Annotated in this window: 19 protein-coding genes and 1 riboswitch; of the genes, 8 read left to right on the top strand and 11 right to left on the bottom strand. The window is 72.5% G+C overall.

The features are described from left to right. The first annotated feature begins 159 nt into the window (after positions 1-159). Positions 160-1,542: a M20/M25/M40 family metallo-hydrolase gene (locus CCO02nite_RS01175; protein ID WP_146841167.1), complete on the top strand. Its 1,383-nt coding sequence runs from the start codon at positions 160-162 to the stop codon at positions 1,540-1,542. Continuing rightward, positions 1,542-3,110 carry a YfcC family protein gene (locus tag CCO02nite_RS01170; protein WP_146841166.1) on the top strand — a complete coding sequence of 523 codons (1,569 nt, stop codon included), beginning with the start codon at positions 1,542-1,544 and terminating at the stop codon, positions 3,108-3,110. The genes CCO02nite_RS01175 and CCO02nite_RS01170 overlap by 1 nt, the downstream gene beginning before the upstream one ends. Positions 3,111-3,122: 12 nt before the next feature. On the opposite strand, the gene CCO02nite_RS01165 is transcribed toward CCO02nite_RS01170, so the two are convergent. From CCO02nite_RS01165 to CCO02nite_RS01150, 4 genes are all read right to left on the bottom strand, one after another. Next, positions 3,123-3,437: a DMT family transporter gene (locus tag CCO02nite_RS01165; protein ID WP_146841164.1), complete on the bottom strand. Its 315-nt coding sequence runs from the start codon at positions 3,435-3,437 to the stop codon at positions 3,123-3,125. 11 nt (positions 3,438-3,448) lie between these two features. Next, a riboswitch (guanidine-III (ykkC-III) riboswitch) is annotated at positions 3,449-3,510 on the bottom strand. Positions 3,511-3,672: 162 nt separating this feature from the next. After that, complete coding sequence (locus tag CCO02nite_RS01160; protein WP_146841163.1) at positions 3,673-3,864, bottom strand: CsbD family protein; 192 nt, start codon at positions 3,862-3,864, stop codon at positions 3,673-3,675. A 150-nt stretch (positions 3,865-4,014) separates the two neighbouring features. Continuing rightward, the gene (locus tag CCO02nite_RS01155; RefSeq protein WP_146841161.1) at positions 4,015-5,595 is read right to left on the bottom strand and encodes an esterase/lipase family protein; all 1,581 of its coding nucleotides are present in this window, start codon (positions 5,593-5,595) and stop codon (positions 4,015-4,017) included. 147 nt (positions 5,596-5,742) lie between these two features. Continuing rightward, entirely contained in the window at positions 5,743-6,234 is a 492-nt protein-coding gene (locus CCO02nite_RS01150) for a YbaK/EbsC family protein (RefSeq protein ID WP_146841461.1), read from the bottom strand. Positions 6,235-6,271: 37 nt separating this feature from the next. Here CCO02nite_RS01150 and CCO02nite_RS01145 point away from each other — a divergent pair, with 37 nt between their 5' ends. Continuing rightward, on the top strand, positions 6,272-6,625 hold the full coding sequence (locus tag CCO02nite_RS01145) for a DUF2277 domain-containing protein (RefSeq protein WP_146841159.1): 354 nt from the start codon (positions 6,272-6,274) through the stop codon (positions 6,623-6,625). Between the two features lie 30 nt (positions 6,626-6,655). Here the strand turns inward: CCO02nite_RS01145 and CCO02nite_RS01140 are convergent, their stop codons facing one another. Both CCO02nite_RS01140 and mqo read right to left on the bottom strand, forming a co-directional pair. Beyond that, entirely contained in the window at positions 6,656-6,949 is a 294-nt protein-coding gene (locus tag CCO02nite_RS01140) for a hypothetical protein (protein ID WP_146841158.1), read from the bottom strand. Positions 6,950-6,978: 29 nt separating this feature from the next. After that, positions 6,979-8,460, bottom strand: a complete 1,482-nt coding sequence (gene mqo / locus CCO02nite_RS01135) for a malate dehydrogenase (quinone) (RefSeq protein WP_281284548.1) — start codon at positions 8,458-8,460, stop codon at positions 6,979-6,981. 107 nt (positions 8,461-8,567) lie between these two features. Between mqo and CCO02nite_RS01130 the strand changes: the two genes are divergently transcribed. After that, entirely contained in the window at positions 8,568-8,774 is a 207-nt protein-coding gene (locus tag CCO02nite_RS01130; RefSeq protein WP_146841155.1) for a hypothetical protein, read from the top strand. A gap of 25 nt (positions 8,775-8,799) precedes the next feature. Here the strand turns inward: CCO02nite_RS01130 and CCO02nite_RS01125 are convergent, their stop codons facing one another. The 4 genes from CCO02nite_RS01125 to ligD (CCO02nite_RS01110) form a co-directional block, all read right to left on the bottom strand. Next, a complete protein-coding gene (locus CCO02nite_RS01125) occupies positions 8,800-10,002 on the bottom strand; it encodes an App1 family protein phosphatidate phosphatase (RefSeq protein WP_146841153.1) in 1,203 nt (400 codons plus the stop codon). 29 nt (positions 10,003-10,031) lie between these two features. Beyond that, positions 10,032-10,589 (bottom strand): Dps family protein, encoded by a 558-nt coding sequence (locus CCO02nite_RS01120; protein ID WP_146841151.1) that lies wholly within the window; start codon positions 10,587-10,589, stop codon positions 10,032-10,034. A gap of 132 nt (positions 10,590-10,721) precedes the next feature. Further along, positions 10,722-11,621, bottom strand: coding sequence for a non-homologous end-joining DNA ligase (ligD, locus tag CCO02nite_RS01115; protein WP_146841149.1), 900 nt, complete (start codon positions 11,619-11,621; stop codon positions 10,722-10,724). Next, the gene (ligD, locus tag CCO02nite_RS01110; protein ID WP_246117291.1) at positions 11,618-12,538 is read right to left on the bottom strand and encodes a non-homologous end-joining DNA ligase; all 921 of its coding nucleotides are present in this window, start codon (positions 12,536-12,538) and stop codon (positions 11,618-11,620) included. The genes ligD (CCO02nite_RS01115) and ligD (CCO02nite_RS01110) overlap by 4 nt, the downstream gene beginning before the upstream one ends. Positions 12,539-12,629: 91 nt before the next feature. Between ligD (CCO02nite_RS01110) and ku the strand changes: the two genes are divergently transcribed. From ku to CCO02nite_RS01095, 3 genes are read left to right on the top strand one after another with little or no spacing between them, the layout of a single operon-like run. Further along, the gene (ku, locus tag CCO02nite_RS01105) at positions 12,630-13,565 is read left to right on the top strand and encodes a non-homologous end joining protein Ku (protein ID WP_146841146.1); all 936 of its coding nucleotides are present in this window, start codon (positions 12,630-12,632) and stop codon (positions 13,563-13,565) included. Further along, positions 13,562-14,614, top strand: coding sequence for a PHP domain-containing protein (locus CCO02nite_RS01100; protein WP_146841144.1), 1,053 nt, complete (start codon positions 13,562-13,564; stop codon positions 14,612-14,614). The genes ku and CCO02nite_RS01100 overlap by 4 nt, the downstream gene beginning before the upstream one ends. 45 nt (positions 14,615-14,659) lie before the next feature. Further along, entirely contained in the window at positions 14,660-15,082 is a 423-nt protein-coding gene (locus CCO02nite_RS01095; protein ID WP_146841142.1) for a Fur family transcriptional regulator, read from the top strand. Positions 15,083-15,134: 52 nt separating this feature from the next. Here CCO02nite_RS01095 and CCO02nite_RS01090 read toward each other — a convergent pair whose 3' ends face one another. Beyond that, positions 15,135-15,620, bottom strand: a complete 486-nt coding sequence (locus tag CCO02nite_RS01090) for a DUF6328 family protein (RefSeq protein WP_281284547.1) — start codon at positions 15,618-15,620, stop codon at positions 15,135-15,137. 109 nt (positions 15,621-15,729) lie between these two features. Here CCO02nite_RS01090 and CCO02nite_RS01085 point away from each other — a divergent pair, with 109 nt between their 5' ends. Beyond that, positions 15,730-16,770 carry a threonine aldolase family protein gene (locus CCO02nite_RS01085; RefSeq protein ID WP_246117254.1) on the top strand — a complete coding sequence of 347 codons (1,041 nt, stop codon included), beginning with the start codon at positions 15,730-15,732 and terminating at the stop codon, positions 16,768-16,770. Positions 16,771-16,793: the final 23 nt, after the last annotated feature.

Below are 16,793 nucleotides of genomic sequence, written 5' to 3'. Positions count from 1 at the left end.
CCCTCCGCAGGTTGTGGGGGCGGTGGTCGGTCACCGACGCCCTCGGACTGTCCTCCGGCAGTCTGCCTCTCCCTCGCACTCGGCGTCGACGACACGCCGGTCGACCCTCACCTGCGAAAGAACGTCCATACCGGCTCGTATCGCTCTAGGGTGCGACACATGGATGCTCCGCTGCTCGACGACGCCGGCATCGCTGCCGAGGCCGCACGTCTGACACCCGGACTCGTGGACGACGTCGTCCGACTGTCCCGCATCCCGTCGGTCGCGACCGACGGCTTCCCGGTCGGTCCGCTGCACGAGGCCCACGACGTGGCCGTGGACATGCTCCGTGCCGCCGGGGTGCAGGAGATCAGCCAGATCATGCTCGACGGCATGACGACCCCGACGATCGTCGCGGACGTGGCCGGACCGCCCGGCGCCCCCACGGTGCTGGTCTACACGCACTACGACGTGGTCCCCGCAGGCGACGACGCGCTGTGGTCCTCGCCGCCGTTCGAGCCGGTGGTGGTCGACGGCACGGTCGTCGGCCGCGGCACCGCGGACTCCAAGGCGAACATCGCCGCGATCGCCGGAGCGATCCGGGTCTGGGGTGCCAGGCCGCCCGTGACGCTGCGGATCATCCTGGAAGGGCACGAGGAGTTCGGCAGCTCGTACGAGCTGCACCCGTTGACGTCGCCGGACACGTACCGCGCCGACGCGATGGTCATCGCCGACGTCGGCAACGTCCGGCCCGGTCAGCCGACCCTCACGATCGGGCTGCGCGGTTCGGTCTCCGTGACGGTCGAGGCGCACACGCTGGGCACCGACAAGCACTCCGGGCAGTTCGGCGGCGCCGCACCGGATGCCCGCACCGCACTGATCCGCGCCCTGGCGACGCTGCACGACGATGCGGGCGACGTCGTCGTGCCGGGCCTGCTGCGCGAGCCCTGGACGGGCGCGAGCTACACGCAGGACGAGTTCCGCGACCTCGCCGACGTGCTGCCGGGCGTGCCGCTCGTCGGCACCGGAGACCTGGGCTCGCGGATCTGGTCCGGCCCCGCGATCACGGTGATCGGCTTCGACGCACCCCCGACGACGGCGCCGCTCAACGCGGTCGCCTCGAGCGCACGGGCCGTGCTCAACCTGCGCGTCCACCCTGGTCAGAAGGCCGCCGAGGCCGGTGAGGCGCTCGGGGCGCACCTGCGCGCCCAGCGGCCCTTCGGCATCCCGCTCGAGGTCACGGTCGGCGAGGCCGGTGACGGCTTCCTCGCGAAGACCGGCGGTCCGGCGTGGCACGCCGCCGAACGTGCGCTGAGCATCGCGTGGGACGGCGCACCGGTCGACACGCTCGCGATGGGCGGTTCGATCCCCATCGTCATGGCGTTCGACGAGGCGGTGCCTCAGGCCGAGAAGCTGCTGTTCGGCGCGACCGACGGCTACTGCAACATCCACGCACCCAACGAACGGCTTCTGATCGACGAGCTCACGCGCACGGTCGTCGCGATGGCGATCTTCTGGCGTGAGGTCGCGACCGCGCTCGACACGACGGACGAAGAGGCGTGATGAGCACGACGACCGAGCAGCAGGCACCGACTGAGCCGAAGCGTCGCCGCGGCTTCAGCTTCCCGTCCGCCGTCACCACCCTGGGGATCGTCACGGTCCTGGTGTGGATCGCGGCGATCTTCATCCCGTCCGGCCGCTACACGCACGACGACCAGGGTGCGCCGATCCCCGGATCCTTCGAGAACATCCCGTCGCCGCTCGACGCGTGGGGCCGGGTCCAGGAGCTGATCCTGTCGCCCGTGAACGGGCTGTACGGCATCGTCGACGGCGACACGGGCTTCGTGAACACCGAGAACGTCGGCTGGATGTTCGGGTCGATCGGCGTCGTGATGTTCATCATGGCGCTCGGCGCGTTCATCTCGGTGAGCTTCTCGACGCGCAGCCTCGAGGTCGCGGTCTCGCGGCTCGGCGACAGGCTGCAGTCGCGGGGGTGGCTGCTGATCGTCGTGATCATGGTGCTGTTCTCGCTGCTCGGCTCGACGATGGGCTTCTCGGTCGAGACCTTCGGGTTCTACCCGCTGCTGATCCCGCTGTTCCTGGCCCTGGGTTACGACCGGATGGTCACGGCAGCGACGATCATCCTCGGTGCGCTGACCGGTTCGATGGCCTCGACGGTGAACCCGTTCTCGATCGGTGTCGCCTCGGGTGAGGCGGGCGTGTCGATCGGCGACGGGATCGTGCTGCGGGTCGTGCTCTGGGTCGTGCTGACGACGATGGCGGTGCTGTTCGTGCTGCGTTACGCGGCCAAGGTCCGCCGTGACGCGTCCGCGTCTGTCGTCGGGTTCGTGGAGCCCGACGAGGGCGAGGACGCCGACGCGCCGCCCCCGGTGGCCCCGGGCACCAAGCTGACCCGCACGCAGGTCTGGGTGCTGGTCATCACGGCGTTCACGTTCGCGCTCATGGTGTTCTCGGTCGTGCCGTGGTCGAGCATCTTCGGCGGCGCGAGCGTCGACCCCGAGGACGCCCTGCTGCACGCCGCGAGCGTCGAGCCGTACTGGTTCGAGCTCGGTTGGTGGTTCCCGCAGCTGACGATGCTGTTCATCGTCGCGGCCCTGGTCGTCGGCGTCGTCGCGAGGATGGGCGAGGGCAAGATCGTCTCGCTCATCGGGCGCGGCGCCGCGGACATGATCGGCCCCGCGATCGTCATCCTGCTGGCCCGCGGCGTGTCGGTGATCATGACGAACACCGACACGATCGACACGGTGCTGCACGCGATGGAGAACATCGTCAGCGGTGCGTCGGCCGCGATGTTCGCGATGCTCGTCACGATCGTGAACATCCCGCTCGCGTTCCTCATCCCGTCGTCGTCCGGGCACGCGACGCTCGCGATGCCGCTGCTCGCGCCCCTCGGGAACTTCGCCGGGGTGAGCCCGTCGCTCGTCATCACCGCGTTCCAGATGGGTCACGGCTGGATGCTGCTGTTCGCGCCGACCAACGCGGTCGTGGTCGGTGGTCTGGCGATCGCGCGCGTCGGGTACGACAAGTACCTCAAGTTCATCTGGCCGCTGCTGGCCGCGAACCTGGTCGTCGTGCTGGTGATCGTCGGAGTCGCGGCCGCCGCAGGCTAGGCGCGCCGTGCGTCAGTGGACGAGCTTGAGCCCGACGACGCAGCCGACGATCCCGAGCAGCAGGAGCACCCGGACCACGGAGACCGGTTCGGCACCCGTGAGCATCGCGTAGGCGACCGTGAGGACCGCACCGATGCCCACCCACACGGCGTAGGCGGTGCCGACGGGCAGCGTGCGCATCGCGTAGCCGAGGCCGATCATGCTCGCGGTGAGCGAGACGAGGAACACGATCGACGGCACCAGGCGGTGCAGGCCCTCGGAGCGGCTGAGCGCCGTGGCCCAGACGGACTCGAGGACACCGGACAGGATGAGGACGATCCACGGCATGACGACTCCCTGACGGCCGTCTTGTCGCTGTCCGGGTACGGCACCCTCGTCCGGGAACCCGTGGGGGCTCTGCCGACCATGGTCTCACACGCCGCCGGCCCCGGCACCTGACGGGACGGACGAAGGCCCCGCGCGGACGGTCACCGCGTCGGGGCCCTCGTCGACGCCCACGGCGTCGCTCCTGGTCAGGCTCTGGTGGTCAGGCTCTGCACGCCAGGCTCTGCACGTCAGGTGGTCAGGACAGGCCGTCCTTGACGTCCTTCGCGGCGTCCTTCACCTTCTCGCCGGCCTTCTCGAAGCCGGCCTTGGCCTGGTCGACCTTGCCCTCGGCCTCGAGGCCGTGGTCGCCGGTCGCCTTGCCGATGCCCTCCTTGGCCTTGCCCTTGAGGTCCTCGGCCTCGTGCTCGATCTTGTCGCCGATGCCCATGGCATCCCCTCTCGTCGGCGCCCGGTCGGGCGCGCTGACCCATGCGGCCGCCAAGCCTTGGTCAAGGTGGCGTCCGGGTCGATTCATGACTTCATCGGACTTCTCGACGGTAACCCCGTGCCACGCGGGTCGCACCCGGGGGAGTGCCGGTCAGCGGTCGAGCGTCGCGCGACCCGTCACGGAGATCGTCACGGCGGCGGCGTCGCCGAGCAGCGCACGGGCCGCCGCCGGGAGCGGCACGCGTACCGTCCAGGAACCCGGGTGCGGGTCCTCGTCGACGAGCGGGGCGTCGCGTTCGGGGTCCGGCACCCAGTCCCGGATCGCCCCGCCGAGCGTCGAGCCCCACACACCCCAGGTGGCCGGGGCCGCGCCGGGCTGCAGGCGGATGTCGACGACGAGCACGTCCGCCCAGTCCTCCGTCTGCTCCAGGTGGTCGAGGAAGGACATCAGCCCGCCCTTGGTGCGCAGCGAGAGCAGCCGCAGCCGCAGGACGTGCCGCATCGTCTCCATCTTCGCGCCCGTGCGCGGGTCCGGGGGGCGGGTCGCGGCCGACGAGAGGTAGGTGCGCACGAGCGGGACCGGCGTCGCGGCGTCGTCCTCGCGAGCCGGTCGCTCGATCTGGATCGGGCACAGGTGGGCCGTGCTCTGCTCGTGCAGGACGACCGGCAGCCCCCGGATCGACATCGCCGCCTCGAGCTGCCACGTCGTCTCGTCGGCGGGGGAGCCGGGCAGGCGCAGGTCGGTGAGGTCCGCGCGCACCTCGAGGTCCCCGAACAGGAACCGGCGCAGGTTCTGGTAGCCCTCCTCGGAGTTGACGATGCCGAACCGGCCCGAGTGGCTGCGGTGCACGAATGCGCGGGGCGTGTCCTTCACGTACGCGTTGTCGATCTGGACCAGGCCGTCGCTGCGGGGCCCGACCGCTCGCGCCGACAAGCCGTGCGCGACCGTGTAGTCGGTCGCGTTCGTCCCGACGAGGCAGAACAACCGCTCGTGCGGGAACGAACCCTCCGGGATCACGGTGGCGTCGAACGGTGCGGCGCGCGGCGGCGCGGGCAGCCGCTGCGGCGTGAGGAACTCCTCCATGCGCTCGGGGCCGAAGATGTCCGCCCCGTTGAGGCCGGTCGCGTCGCGCAACCGCTCGAGCAGCCCGAACCCGATCGCGAACTCGATCCCGCCGTGCGGCGTGGCGTAGGTGAACACGCGGTCGACGAGGTCCGTCGCGGCGTCGCGCGTGCCGCCGAGCTCGTCGTCGTCGGGCACGAAGCGCTGCAGCATGCTGCGCACGACGAGACCGCCCATCGAGTGCGCGACGAGGAACACCCGCGGCGCCCCGGTCTGGCGCCGCACCAGCTTGACGAGCTCGAACAGGCTCTGGGCGGCGGCCTCCAGGCTGAACGTGTTCGGGTCCTTGGTGAGCTTCGGTGCGTAGATGTCGTAGAACCGGTGCACCCAGATCGTCGCGGCCGGCACCGACCCCGGCTCCTGGTCACGCAGGTACGCCTGCTGGTCACCCCGGACGAGGAGCTCGTAGTCGTGGTCGATCATGAGCCGCAGCAGCGGGCTCTCGAACTGGTGGAAGCTCGGCCGGTCGGCACCGTCGACCCGCACCTGCACCGAACCCTCGTTGAAGCCGTAGAACGGGTCGTCGACGGCGGTGTCGATGCCCGACGGTCCACCCGCGTAGCCGCGCACGTACACGACCGGCAGCCGGCCGTCCCCGGGGTACGTCATCGTCCCTCTCCTCCTTGCGGCGGCACCGGCGGCTGGGCGCGACGGCACTCACCTCTCAGGATGACGGGACGAACCGGGGGATACCAGGGTGAAGCAGGCAGTTCGGGCGCTCGGACCTCGGGGCCTCGGCGGGACGCGTGAGCCGGGTCAGCGACCGACCGTGTGCACCGCGCCGCCCGTGATGCGCACGAGCTCGTCGAACGTCGTCGGGAAGACTGTGTGCGGGGTGCCGCCCGCGGCCCACACGGTCGAGTAGTCGGCGAGCGCCTCGTCGACGACCGTCTCGAGCGGGCGCGGGTGGCCCACGGGTGCGACGCCGCCGATCGCCTGGCCCGTGGCGGCACGCACCTGCTCGGGAGTCGCGCGCTCGATCGAGGACCGGCCGAGCTGCCGCGCGAGCATCGTCGTCTCGACGCGGTGCCGCCCGCTCGTGAGCACCAGGAGCGCGGCGCCGTCGGACCAGAACACGAGCGAGTTCGCAATCTGGCCGATCTCGCAGCCCAGGGCGGATGCGGCCTCGGCCGCCGTCCGTGCGGAGTCGGGCAGCTCGACGACCTCGCCACGCACGCCGGCGTCGACGAGCGCCTGTGCGACGAGCCGGGCGCGGGGCGGCAGGGGGACGATCGACACGCGCGACATCATGCCCGAACCGGGTACCGCGCGTAGCGTCGCGTTCATGTGTCGCAACATCACGACGCTGCGCGGTCTGGAGCCGCCCGCGTCCGCCGAGGAGATCGAGGCCGCCGCACGCCAGTACGTGCGCAAGGTGACGGGGGTGACGTCGGTGTCCGACGCGACCCGTGAGGCGTTCGAACGCGCCGTCGCGGCGGTCGCCGCGGTCACGACGACCGTGCTCGACGAGCTGCCCGCACGGCGCAACCCGCCGGCGACCGTGCCGCCGCTGCGTCGGCCCGACGTGCAGGAGCGGATCGCGGCCAGGATGGCTGCGCGCGAGGAGCACGAGCGCGCGCACGAGCTGGGCCTGGCCCACACGCACGACGAGGACGGCGCGATGCTCGCGGCCCCCTGATCAGCCCTGATCGGCCCTGATCGGCCCCCGTCAGGAGGCGGGTGCGTCCGTCGTGGTCAGCGGCCACGGCACCAGGCGGGGGATCTGCGGCGGGGCGACCGCGGCCAGCGCGAGGAAGCGGGCCTCGGCGCGGTGCAGGCGGATGTGCTCGTCGAGCGACCACGTCGGGCCGTTGGTGAGCTGCATGCCGCACGCGCACCCGATGGTCACCCGACCGTCGGGCAGGGACTCGACGAGCCCGACGGTGGTGTGCTCGGTCGCGGCCTGGACCTTCGCGGCGCGCATGAGCGCGCTGACGGGCTCCGTGGCCGGTTCGTCGTGCATGAGGACGGAGGCTACGCGCTCCGGACCGCTCAGCGCTGCGCCGACACGGCGTCGTCGGACAGGTCGAGCTCCATCGCCTCGTCCCACTCGCCGCCCCCGAGGCTCGGCATCATCTGGCGCAGCACGGGTCGCCAGTCGTCGACCTTGCCCGGGAAGCAGCGCTCCAGCAGGTCGACCATCGTGGCGACCGCCGTGGACGCGCCGGGGGAGGCGCCCAGCAGTCCCGCGATCGAGCCGTCCGCCGCGCTGACCAGCTCGGTGCCGAACTCGAGGACGCCGCCGCCCGGTCCGCGCTTGATGACCTGGACGCGCTGTCCGGCCGTGATGAGCTCCCAGTCGGCGGGACGCGCGGTGGGCACGAACTGGCGCAGCGCCCGGAACCGGCCCTCGCTGGAGGTCGTGACCTCGCGGATCAGGTAGGTGAGCAGGTCGAGGTTGCGCAGCCCGACGGCCGCCATCGGGACGAGGTTGCCGGGACGCACCGAGCGGACCAGGTCGAGCCACGAGCCGTGCTTGAGGAACTTCATGCTCCACCCGGCGTACGGGCCGAACATGAGCGCGGTGCCGCCGTCGACCACGCGCGTGTCGAGGTGCGGGACCGACATCGGTGGGGCGCCGATCTCGGCCCGCCCGTAGACCTTCGCGTGGTGTGCGGCCACGACGTCCGGGTTCGTCGTGCGCAGGAACTGCCCGCTGATCGGGAAGCCGCCGTAGCCCTTGGCCTCGGGGATCCCCGACTTCTGCAGCAGCCGCAGCGCACCGCCGCCCGCGCCGATGAAGACGAAGCGCGCGTGCACCGTGCGGGAGCGCGAACGGCCGTTCCAGCGGCGGTCGCGCACCGTGACGCGCCAGCCACCCCGGCGATCGCGACGCAGCCGGGTGACCTCCGACTCGAGGTGCAGGTCGGCGCCGCGCGCGACGACCGCGTCGACCATGGCGTGGGTCAGAGCACCGAAGTCGACGTCGGTCCCGGCGGCCGAGCGGGTCGCCGCGACGGGCTCGGCCGGGTCGCGGTCGGCGACGAGCAACGGCGCCCAGCGCGCGATCTCGTCGGGGTCCGTCGACAGCTCGAGGTCCGAGAACAGGGGGTGGGCGCGCAGCGCGTCGAACCGGCGGCGCAGGTGGTCGACGCCGTCTGCGCCGCGCACGAAGGTCATGTGCGGGGTCGTGGAGACGCTGGTCGAGCCGCCGGGCAGCCGGTCGTGGCCCGCGAGGTAGTCCCACAGCTCTCGCGAGAGCTCGTACTGCTCGTTGATCGTGACGGCCTTGGAGATGTCGATCGAGCCGTCCTCGCGCTGCGGCGTGTAGTTCAGCTCGCACAGCGCGGCGTGGCCGGTGCCCGCGTTGTTCCAGGCGTTCGAGCTCTCCTGCGCGAGCCCGTCGCGCCGTTCGTGGATCTCGATCGTCCACGTCGGCTCGAGGGTCGACAGGAGCGCTGCGAGCGTGGCGCTCATGATCCCGCCGCCGATGAGGACGACGTCGACGGTGGGCTCGCGATCAGTGGTCGGCACGCGCTCGATCGTAAGTTGACGTCGAGATACTCGACCACGACGAATCTGTGACGTTCGTCTCGCGGACAGGGGTGCATCCGGCGGCCGGGGAGGGTAGAACGGGCATCATGAGCCACGACCGCGACCTCGTCTCCGACCCCGCTGCGGAGCACATCGCACCGCCGTCGGAGACCGAGGCGGCACTGGCCGCAGCCGATGCGCGGTCCGGGGGCGACCCGACCCGCGCACCGCGTTCGTTGACGTCCGCCGAGCTCGTCGCGGACGACGAGGCGATCTCGTCCAACGACGAGTGGGACGACCCCGCCCGGCTCTGAACGCGGGACGCGAGCACCGCGTGGCTCACTCGAGCGACAGGCCGCCGGCTTCGATCCGACGGAGCAGCGCGTGCCCGTCGGCTCCCTGGAGCACGGGCACACCCGCGGAGGTCCGCGACCCTGACGGCCCGCCGCCCGGTGCGGCGGCGATCAGACCCCGTGCGAGCACGTGCTCGGTGAACGTGAGCTGGCGGACGAGGATCCCCGCGACCCGGTCCGGCCGCGCACCGGCCGCCGCGGCGTAGATCCGGGGGTCCTGCTGCCCGTCGTCCCCGACGAGCACCCAGCGCACGTCGGGCAGCTCGTGCATGAGGCGTTTGAGCTGCGTGATCTTGTGCCGCGGACCACTGCGGAACCAGCCTGTGTTGGTCGGGCCCCAGTCGGTGAGCAGCAACGGACCGGACGGGAAACCGTTGCGGTGCAGGAACCGGCCGATCGCCGGTGCGGCGTTCCACGCACCCGTCGAGAGGTAGACGACGGGCGCGCCCGGGTGCTCGTCGAGCAGCGCGGCGTACAGGTCCCTCATGCCGGGGACGGGCTCGCGCGCGTGCTCGTGCCGCACGAGGATGTTCCACGCGGCGACCACGGGCCGGGGCAGGCGGGTCACCATCACGGTGTCGTCGATGTCGCTGACCAGCCCCCAGCGTGCGTCCGGGTGCGTTACGTGCACCGGTGCGCAGGCCCGCACGACGCCCTCGGCGCTGTCCTCGAGCACGACGATCTCGACGTCGTGCCACCCCGGCGGCAGGTCCGAACGCAGCCGGATGTCGAGGTACCCGCCGCGGTCGGTGTGCACGTGGTGCTCGATCGTGCCGACCCGCACGAGCAGCGGCACACCCGCGACCTGTGCGGTCGCGTACGAGCGCCAGCCGCGCAGTGTCGGCGCGCGCGTCGAACCCGCCTGCTCGGCGCCGCCGGCGCCGGGCAGGTCGTCGGTACGCACGCCAGGAGCCGCGAGCATCGTGCGCGCGAGGACGCGGACCCAGCCGACGGCGCCGTAGCCCGCGTACGGCTCGACGCGCACGCTCCAGCCGCGTCGCCGCAGCAGGCGCGCGAGCCCTCGGTCGAAACGGTCCTCGAGGCGCGCCGCGACGTGCAGGCGCTCGAACGCGCCCGGGTGCGCGGATCCCGGGCGGGGTACGCCCGGACGTGCGGTGCGCAGGCCGGGTCCGGCGGCACCGACGGGCAGGGGGACCGGGCCGTGCGCCGGCCCGTTCTCGTCCGCCATGCCCGTCCGTGCCGCCCGGTCGGGGTCGCTCAGGAGGCCTTGGCGGCCCGAGCGGCCGACTTCTCGGTCTGGGAGCCTGCGGTCGACAGCGCGCCGCCGGCCGACTCGAGGTGGGCGCGCACGAACCAGTGGAACAGCTCGAGCTCGTGCAGGTGGCCGACCAGGAGGTCGTTCGTGACGTCGTCGAGCTCCTCGGTGTCGGTCGCGGCCTGCCGGTGCGCGGTGATCACGCCGACGTACACCTTGTCGAGCGCGCCGAGGTGCTCGGCGGTCGAGGCGCGGCCGAGCGAGTAGTCGTCCCAGGTGCGGTTCTTGACGAGCGCGCCGGGCGTGCCGATCGGGGCGCCACCGAGCGTCGCGATGCGCTCGGCGATCGCGTCGACCATGAGCCGCACCGCGTCGACCTGAGGGTCGAGCATCTCGTGCACCGCGATGAAGTGCGGACCGACCACGTTCCAGTGGATGTGCTTGAGCGTCAGGGCCAGGTCGTTCAGCGAGTCCAGGCGGGTCTGCAGGATCGCCGCCACCTGCGCACCCTCCTTCGGGGTGAGGGAGGGGACGGTGTACTGCGGGAGGTCCGGTGCCATGGGTGGTGCGCTCCTTCGGTGGTGGACGGCTCGGTGGGGTGCTCGGCGAGATGGCGGGCGTGCTCCCGCCACGACGTCCACGCTACTCATCGGCGCACCGACCGGCAGCGCGGCGCCGTCCGAACGGGCAGGTCAGGTTGCGCCCGTGGCGAACGGGTCGCCACGTTCGACGAGTCGGCGCGCGACCTCGTCGGGAGAGAGCTGCTGCAGGCCGGGGCCGATCTCGTCCCACCACCGCGGCGCGGCCACACGCGGCAGCTCGCGTCCGCGCAGCGAGTAGGGCGTGATCGTGGTCTTCGCGAGGTGGTTCTGCGACCAGTCGAGCAGCACCTTGCCGCTGCGCAGGTCCTTGCGCATGACCGCCACGACGAGCCGCGGGTGGTCCGCCGCGAGGGACCGCGCGAGCGTGCGTGCGTACTCGCGCACGTCGCCGACACGGTCACGGACCCCGCGCCCGGCCGGCAGTGGCGCGTACAGCTGCAGGCCCTTCGAGCCGGAGGTCACGGGCACGACCTCGTCGAACCCGTCGGTGCGCAGCCGGTCGGCCACCAGGTGTGCGACGGCCGCGCACTCGTCGAGGCCCGCGGGCGGTCCGGGGTCCAGGTCCACGACGAGCCGGTCGGGGGGCCGGACCTTGCCCCGTCGACCGACCGTCCACTGCGGGGTGTGCAGCTCGAGCGCCCCCGCGTTCGCGGCCCAGACCAGGGCCGCGAGGTCGTCGAGGAACGGCAGGTCGAGCCGCGTGCCGGCCTCCTCGTCGGGTGAGGCCGGCAGGTCGAGGTGCCGCACCCAGGACGGCGCGCCGCGCGGGACGTTCTTCTCGAAGAACTGCTCGCCCGCGACGCCGTCCGGCCACCGGATGCGGGTCACCGGACGCTCGTGGAGCTGGGCCAGCAGAGCGGACGAGACCCGCACGAGGTAGTCGATCACCTCGGCCTTGGTGGTGCCGGTCGTCGGGTACATGACCTTGTCGAGGTGGGACACGCGCACCTGGCGACCACCCACGTCGACCACCTGGCGCTCGGGCGTCACGGCGTCTCCCAGTCGTCGGGGTCGACGTCGAGGCGAGCGCCCCGTACGACGGGTTGGCGCAGCCGGCCGGCGGGGGAGCGCGTCAGGTAGCGCACGTCCACGACGAGCCGGGGTTCGCACCAGCGGGCTCCAGCCGCGTCTGCTGCCGGGACCGGCTCGTCGAACGGCGACGTCGCACGCGCATCGGAGTCGAGCTCGGCGCGGATCGCCTTCGCGGCCGCCGTCGTCAGACCGCTGCCGGCGCGGCCGAGGTAACGCAGCGCGCCGGACTCGTCGGGCGCTCCCAGCAGCAGCGCGCCGAGCCGCCCGGACCCGGTGGACTCGCTCCGCCAGCCTCCGACGAGGGCCGCCCGGGTGCGCCGGTGCGCGGCCTTGACCCAGTCGTCGCGCCGGCCCGAGCGGTACGCCGAGGCGCGTCGCTTCGCGACGACACCCTCCAGCCCGTGCTCGAGCGTCACCGCCCAGAGCTCGGCGCCGTCGTCGTAGACGGGCGAGAGCTGTACCGACGGAGGCAGGTCGAGGGCGGCGAGCACGCCACGTCGCTCGTCGTAGGTGTCAGCGGTACGGTCCACGCCCTCGCTCCGCAGGACGTCGAAGACGAGGTAGGTGACGGGGACCCGGCGCACGAGCGCGGCCACGCGCTGCCGGTCGCGCACGTGCATGCGCTCAGCGATCGCGGCGAACGACGGCACGCCGTCGGCGAGCGCGACGATCTCACCGTCGAGGATCGTGTCGGCCAGGTCAGCGAGCGGCGCGAGCTCGGGGTAGCCCGCGGCGACGTCACGCCCGTTCCGGCTCCACAGCCGCAGGCGTCCGTCGGTGGTGTCCGCGAGCGCACGCACGCCGTCCCACTTCACCTCGAAGGCCCAGCCGCTCCCGCGTGGCGGCACGCCGGAGGCCGCCGGGGTGGCGAGCATGGGGTCCACGGGTCCATCCTGCCCAGGACGGGGTCGCACCACGAGGCCGGACGAGACACGCGCGGGCGCGCCCGGCGGGACGGAGGCAGCCATGCGGGCGATCTGGAAGGGCGCGGTCGCGTTCGGCCTGGTGAACGTGCCCGTGCGGCTGTACTCGGCGACGGGCGAGCACGAGGTCACGCTGCACCAGGTGCACGCCGCCGACGGCGGCCGCATCCGGTACCGCAAGGTGTGCAGCATCGACGGCGAACCCGTCTCGATGGACGAGATCGCCAAGGGCTACGAGACCGCGGACGGCGAGCTCGTCGTGCTCACGGACGACGACTTCTCCCGGCTGCCGCTGCGCTCGGAGCGCGAGATCGAGGTCATCGAGTTCGTCCCGGCGGACCAGGTCGATCCGATCCTGCTCGGCAGGACGTACTACCTGGAGCCCGACAAGACGGCCGCCAAACCGTACGCGCTGCTGCGCGAGGCGCTCGAGCAGGCCGACCGGATGGCCGTCGTGCGCGTCGCGCTGCGGCAGCGCGAGTCGATGGCCGTGCTGCGCGTACGCGGCAAGGTGATCTGCCTGCAGACGCTGCTATGGCCCGACGAGGTGCGTGAGGCCGACTTCCCGATCCTCGACGCCGAGATCGACGTCAAGCCGGCCGAGCTCGCGATGGCCAGCTCGCTCGTGGAGTCGCTCGCGGCGCAGTTCGACTCGTCACAGTTCTCGGACCGCTACGAGAGCGCGCTGACCGAGCTCATCGAGGCCAAGGTGAACGCGGGGGACACGCGTGCGCTGCCGCAACCGGGTGGCGACGAGCCGGCCGAGAGCGGCGCCCAGGTGGTCGACCTGCTCGCCGCGCTGCAACGCTCGGTCGAGAAGGCCCGTTCGGCGCGCGGCGAGGCCGCGCCCGAGGAGGCGGACGCCGAGGGCGCCTCGTCCGGTTCGTCGGGCGGGACCAAGAAGAAGGCGCGGACGACGAAGGACGGGTCTGACGAACCGCGCAAGACGAAGAGCAAGTCGAAGGCCCAGGCGTCGTGACCGACGCGGCCGCGCGCCGCGACGAGGCGGTCGCGGCGCTGCGGCGCGTGGCGTTCCTGCTCGAGCGTGCGCAGGCGTCCTCGTACCGCAGCGAGGCGTTCCGCACGGCCGCGGGGGTCGTCGAGCAGCAGCCGCCCGACCGGCTCGCCGCGCTCGTGCAGGCCGGCGCGGTCAGCGAGCTGACGTCGGTCGGCGCTCGGACCGCGGGCGTCGTCGAGAACGTCTGGCGGGGCCGGGACGTGCCGTACCTGCGCGAGCTGGAGGAGGCGCTGGCCGCGACGCTCGCGACCGAACGTGCGGCCGCCCCCGCCGGGTCCGACGAGCTGCGCGCAGCCCTGCGCGGCGACCTGCACGCCCACAGCGAGGCCTCCGACGGCGCCACGTCGATCCAGGAGATGGTCCTGGCGGCGCTCGAGCTCGGTCACGAGTACCAGGCGATCACCGACCACTCGCCGCGACTGACGGTCGCGAACGGGCTCTCGGCCGCCCGCCTGCGCGGGCAGGTCGAGCACGTGCGCGCGCTGAACCGGGCGGTCGCGCCGTTCGTCGTGCTGACGGGGATCGAGGTCGACGTGCTCGACGACGGCTCGCTCGACCAGGACCCCGCGCTGCTGGCCGAGCTCGACGTCGTCGTCGCCTCCGTGCACTCCAAGCTGCGGATGGACCCGGCCGCGATGACGCGCCGCATGCTGCGGGCGGTGCGCGATCCGCACACCGACGTGCTCGGCCACTGCACGGGCCGACGACTGCTCGGCAAGCAACGGCCTCGGAGCGAGTTCGACGCGCGGGCGGTCTTCGAGGCGTGCGCCGAGCACGGCGTCGCTGTCGAGATCAACTGCCGCCCGGACCGACTCGACCCGCCGCACGACCTGCTCGCCATCGCGGCGGAGGTGGGGTGCGACTTCGCGATCGACACCGACGCGCACGCACCGGGGCAGCTCGACTGGCAGGCCGTCGGCTGCGCCCGGGCGGCGCAGCACGGGATCACGGCCGGGCGCGTCATCACGACGTGGCCGGTCGAGCGCCTCCTCGCGCGCACCCGCACCTGACTACACTTGCGAACGACTCTCAGCAAGCGGGCGGACGGAGGTGTGATGACGGTTCGACAGACGCGGCAGCGCACCGAGATCCTCGACCTGCTCGCGGACCTGGACGAGTTCCACAGCGCACAGCAGCTCCACGAGCTGCTGCGCACGCGCGGCTCGGGCGTCGGGCTTGCGACCGTGTACCGGGCCGTCCAGTCGCTCGCCGAGGGCGGTGAGGTCGACGTGCTGCGCACGGGCGACGGCGAGGCCGTCTACCGGCGCTGCGCGCAGCGCACGCACCATCACCACCTGGTGTGCCGCTCGTGCGGGCGCACGGTCGAGATCGACGCGGGCGAGGCCGAGGCGTGGGTGGGCCGGGTCGCGCAGACCTACGGCTTCGTCGACGTCGACCACACCATCGAGTTCGTCGGGACGTGCGTGAGCTGCCGGGCGGCGGCGACCGCCACCGACACGCCGGACCACAGCACCTGACCCTCCCCGCGCCTGACCTCTCCGCGCCTGACCTCCCCGCGCGGCGGTCCCGTCAGGTGCGCGCCCGGCGCGCGATGACGAGCGCGAGCACCCACCAGCACGCGACGAGCACGACGAGCGCCGTCGCCCCCACGACCACGCCTGCCGGCCGGGACACGACGACGTCGAAGATCAGCGCGGAGCTCCCGGCCAGCACCAGGCCCAGCACGAACAGGCCGACACGCGCCAGCACGTTGCCGCTCTCGACGAGCTGGGCCTTCATCCGTCGGCGGAACAGCACCCGGTGCAGGCTCACGGGCGCGACGATCAGCGTGGTGGCGAGCACCGCGAGCACGACGAGCGCGAGGTAGAGCCCGCGCTGGTAGCCGTCCAGGTCACCGAACCGCTGCTGGAACGGGATGGTGAGGAGGAACCCCGTGAGGATCTGCGCGCCGGTCTGCGTCACGCGCAGCTCCTGCATCAGCTCGTCCCAGTTGCGGTCCATGCGTTCGGTGAAGGTCTCGGTCCGCCCGTCGATCGGGTCGACGTCCTGGTCCACGGCACCCTCCTGCGTCGTCGGGCCGATCATGACCCACGGCGGCCCGGTCCGCCGAACAAGGCCCGCGGGCGCGTCGCCGGAACCCCCACGCGCGGGGCAGACTGGGCCCGTGAACCCGCTGCACGACGCGTCCCGCCGCGACTTCGGCTCCGACAACTACGCCGGCATCCATCCGCTGGTGCTCGCCGCGCTCGGCGCCGCGAACGGCGGCCACCAGACCAGCTACGGCGAGGACGTGTACACCGCGCGCCTGCAGGAGGTGGTGCGCGAGCAGTTCGGCGAGCGCGCGGTGGCCTACCCCGTGTTCAACGGCACGGGCGCGAACGTGCTGAGCCTGCAGGCGGTGCTACCGCCGTGGGGTGCGGTGATCTGCTCGACCGACGCGCACATCCACACCGACGAGAACGGCGCACCCGAACGGGTCGCCGGGATCAAGCTGCTCCCCGTCCCGACGCCCGACGGCCGGCTCACGCCCGAGCTCGTCGACCGCGAGGCGTACGGGTTCGGCGACGAGCACCACGCCCAGCCCGGGGTCGTGAGCCTGACGGAGTCGACCGAGGTCGGCACGCTCTACACGCCCGACGAGATCCGCGCGCTCGCCGAGCACGCGCACGGGCTCGGGATGCGCGTGCACGTCGACGGTGCGCGGCTCTCGAACGCTGCCGCGAGCCTGGGCCTGCCGCTGCGGGCGCTGACCACCGACGTCGGGGTGGACGTGCTCTCGCTCGGCGGGACCAAGAACGGGCTGGCGTTCGGCGAGGCTGTCGTCGTGCTGGACCCCGACGCGGCGGTCGGACTGAAGTACCTGCGCAAGATGGACATGCAGCTCGCCTCGAAGATGCGCTTCGTGTCCGCGCAGCTCGTCGCGCTGTTCGAGGGTGATCTGTGGCTGTCGTCGGCCACGCACGCCAACGCGATGGCGACCCGCCTCGGGGTGGGTCTGCGCGGCCTGGGGGTCGAGCTGCTGCACCCGGTGCAGGCGAACGGCGTGTTCGCGCGCCTGACGCCCGCGGTCGCCGACCGGCTGCGCGAGCGCTGGCGGTTCTACGACTGGGGGCACGGCACCGTCCGCCTGATGTGCGCGTTCGACACCACCGAGCAGGACGTCGACGACTTCGTCGCTGCGACGGGCGAGCTTCTCGGGGGCTGACGACGAACCGCCCCGCCGTCGCG

Source organism: Cellulomonas composti (assembly GCF_007990245.1).
GTDB classification, from domain to species: domain Bacteria; phylum Actinomycetota; class Actinomycetes; order Actinomycetales; family Cellulomonadaceae; genus Cellulomonas; species Cellulomonas composti.
This window is presented reverse-complemented; position numbering and strand designations above follow the sequence as displayed.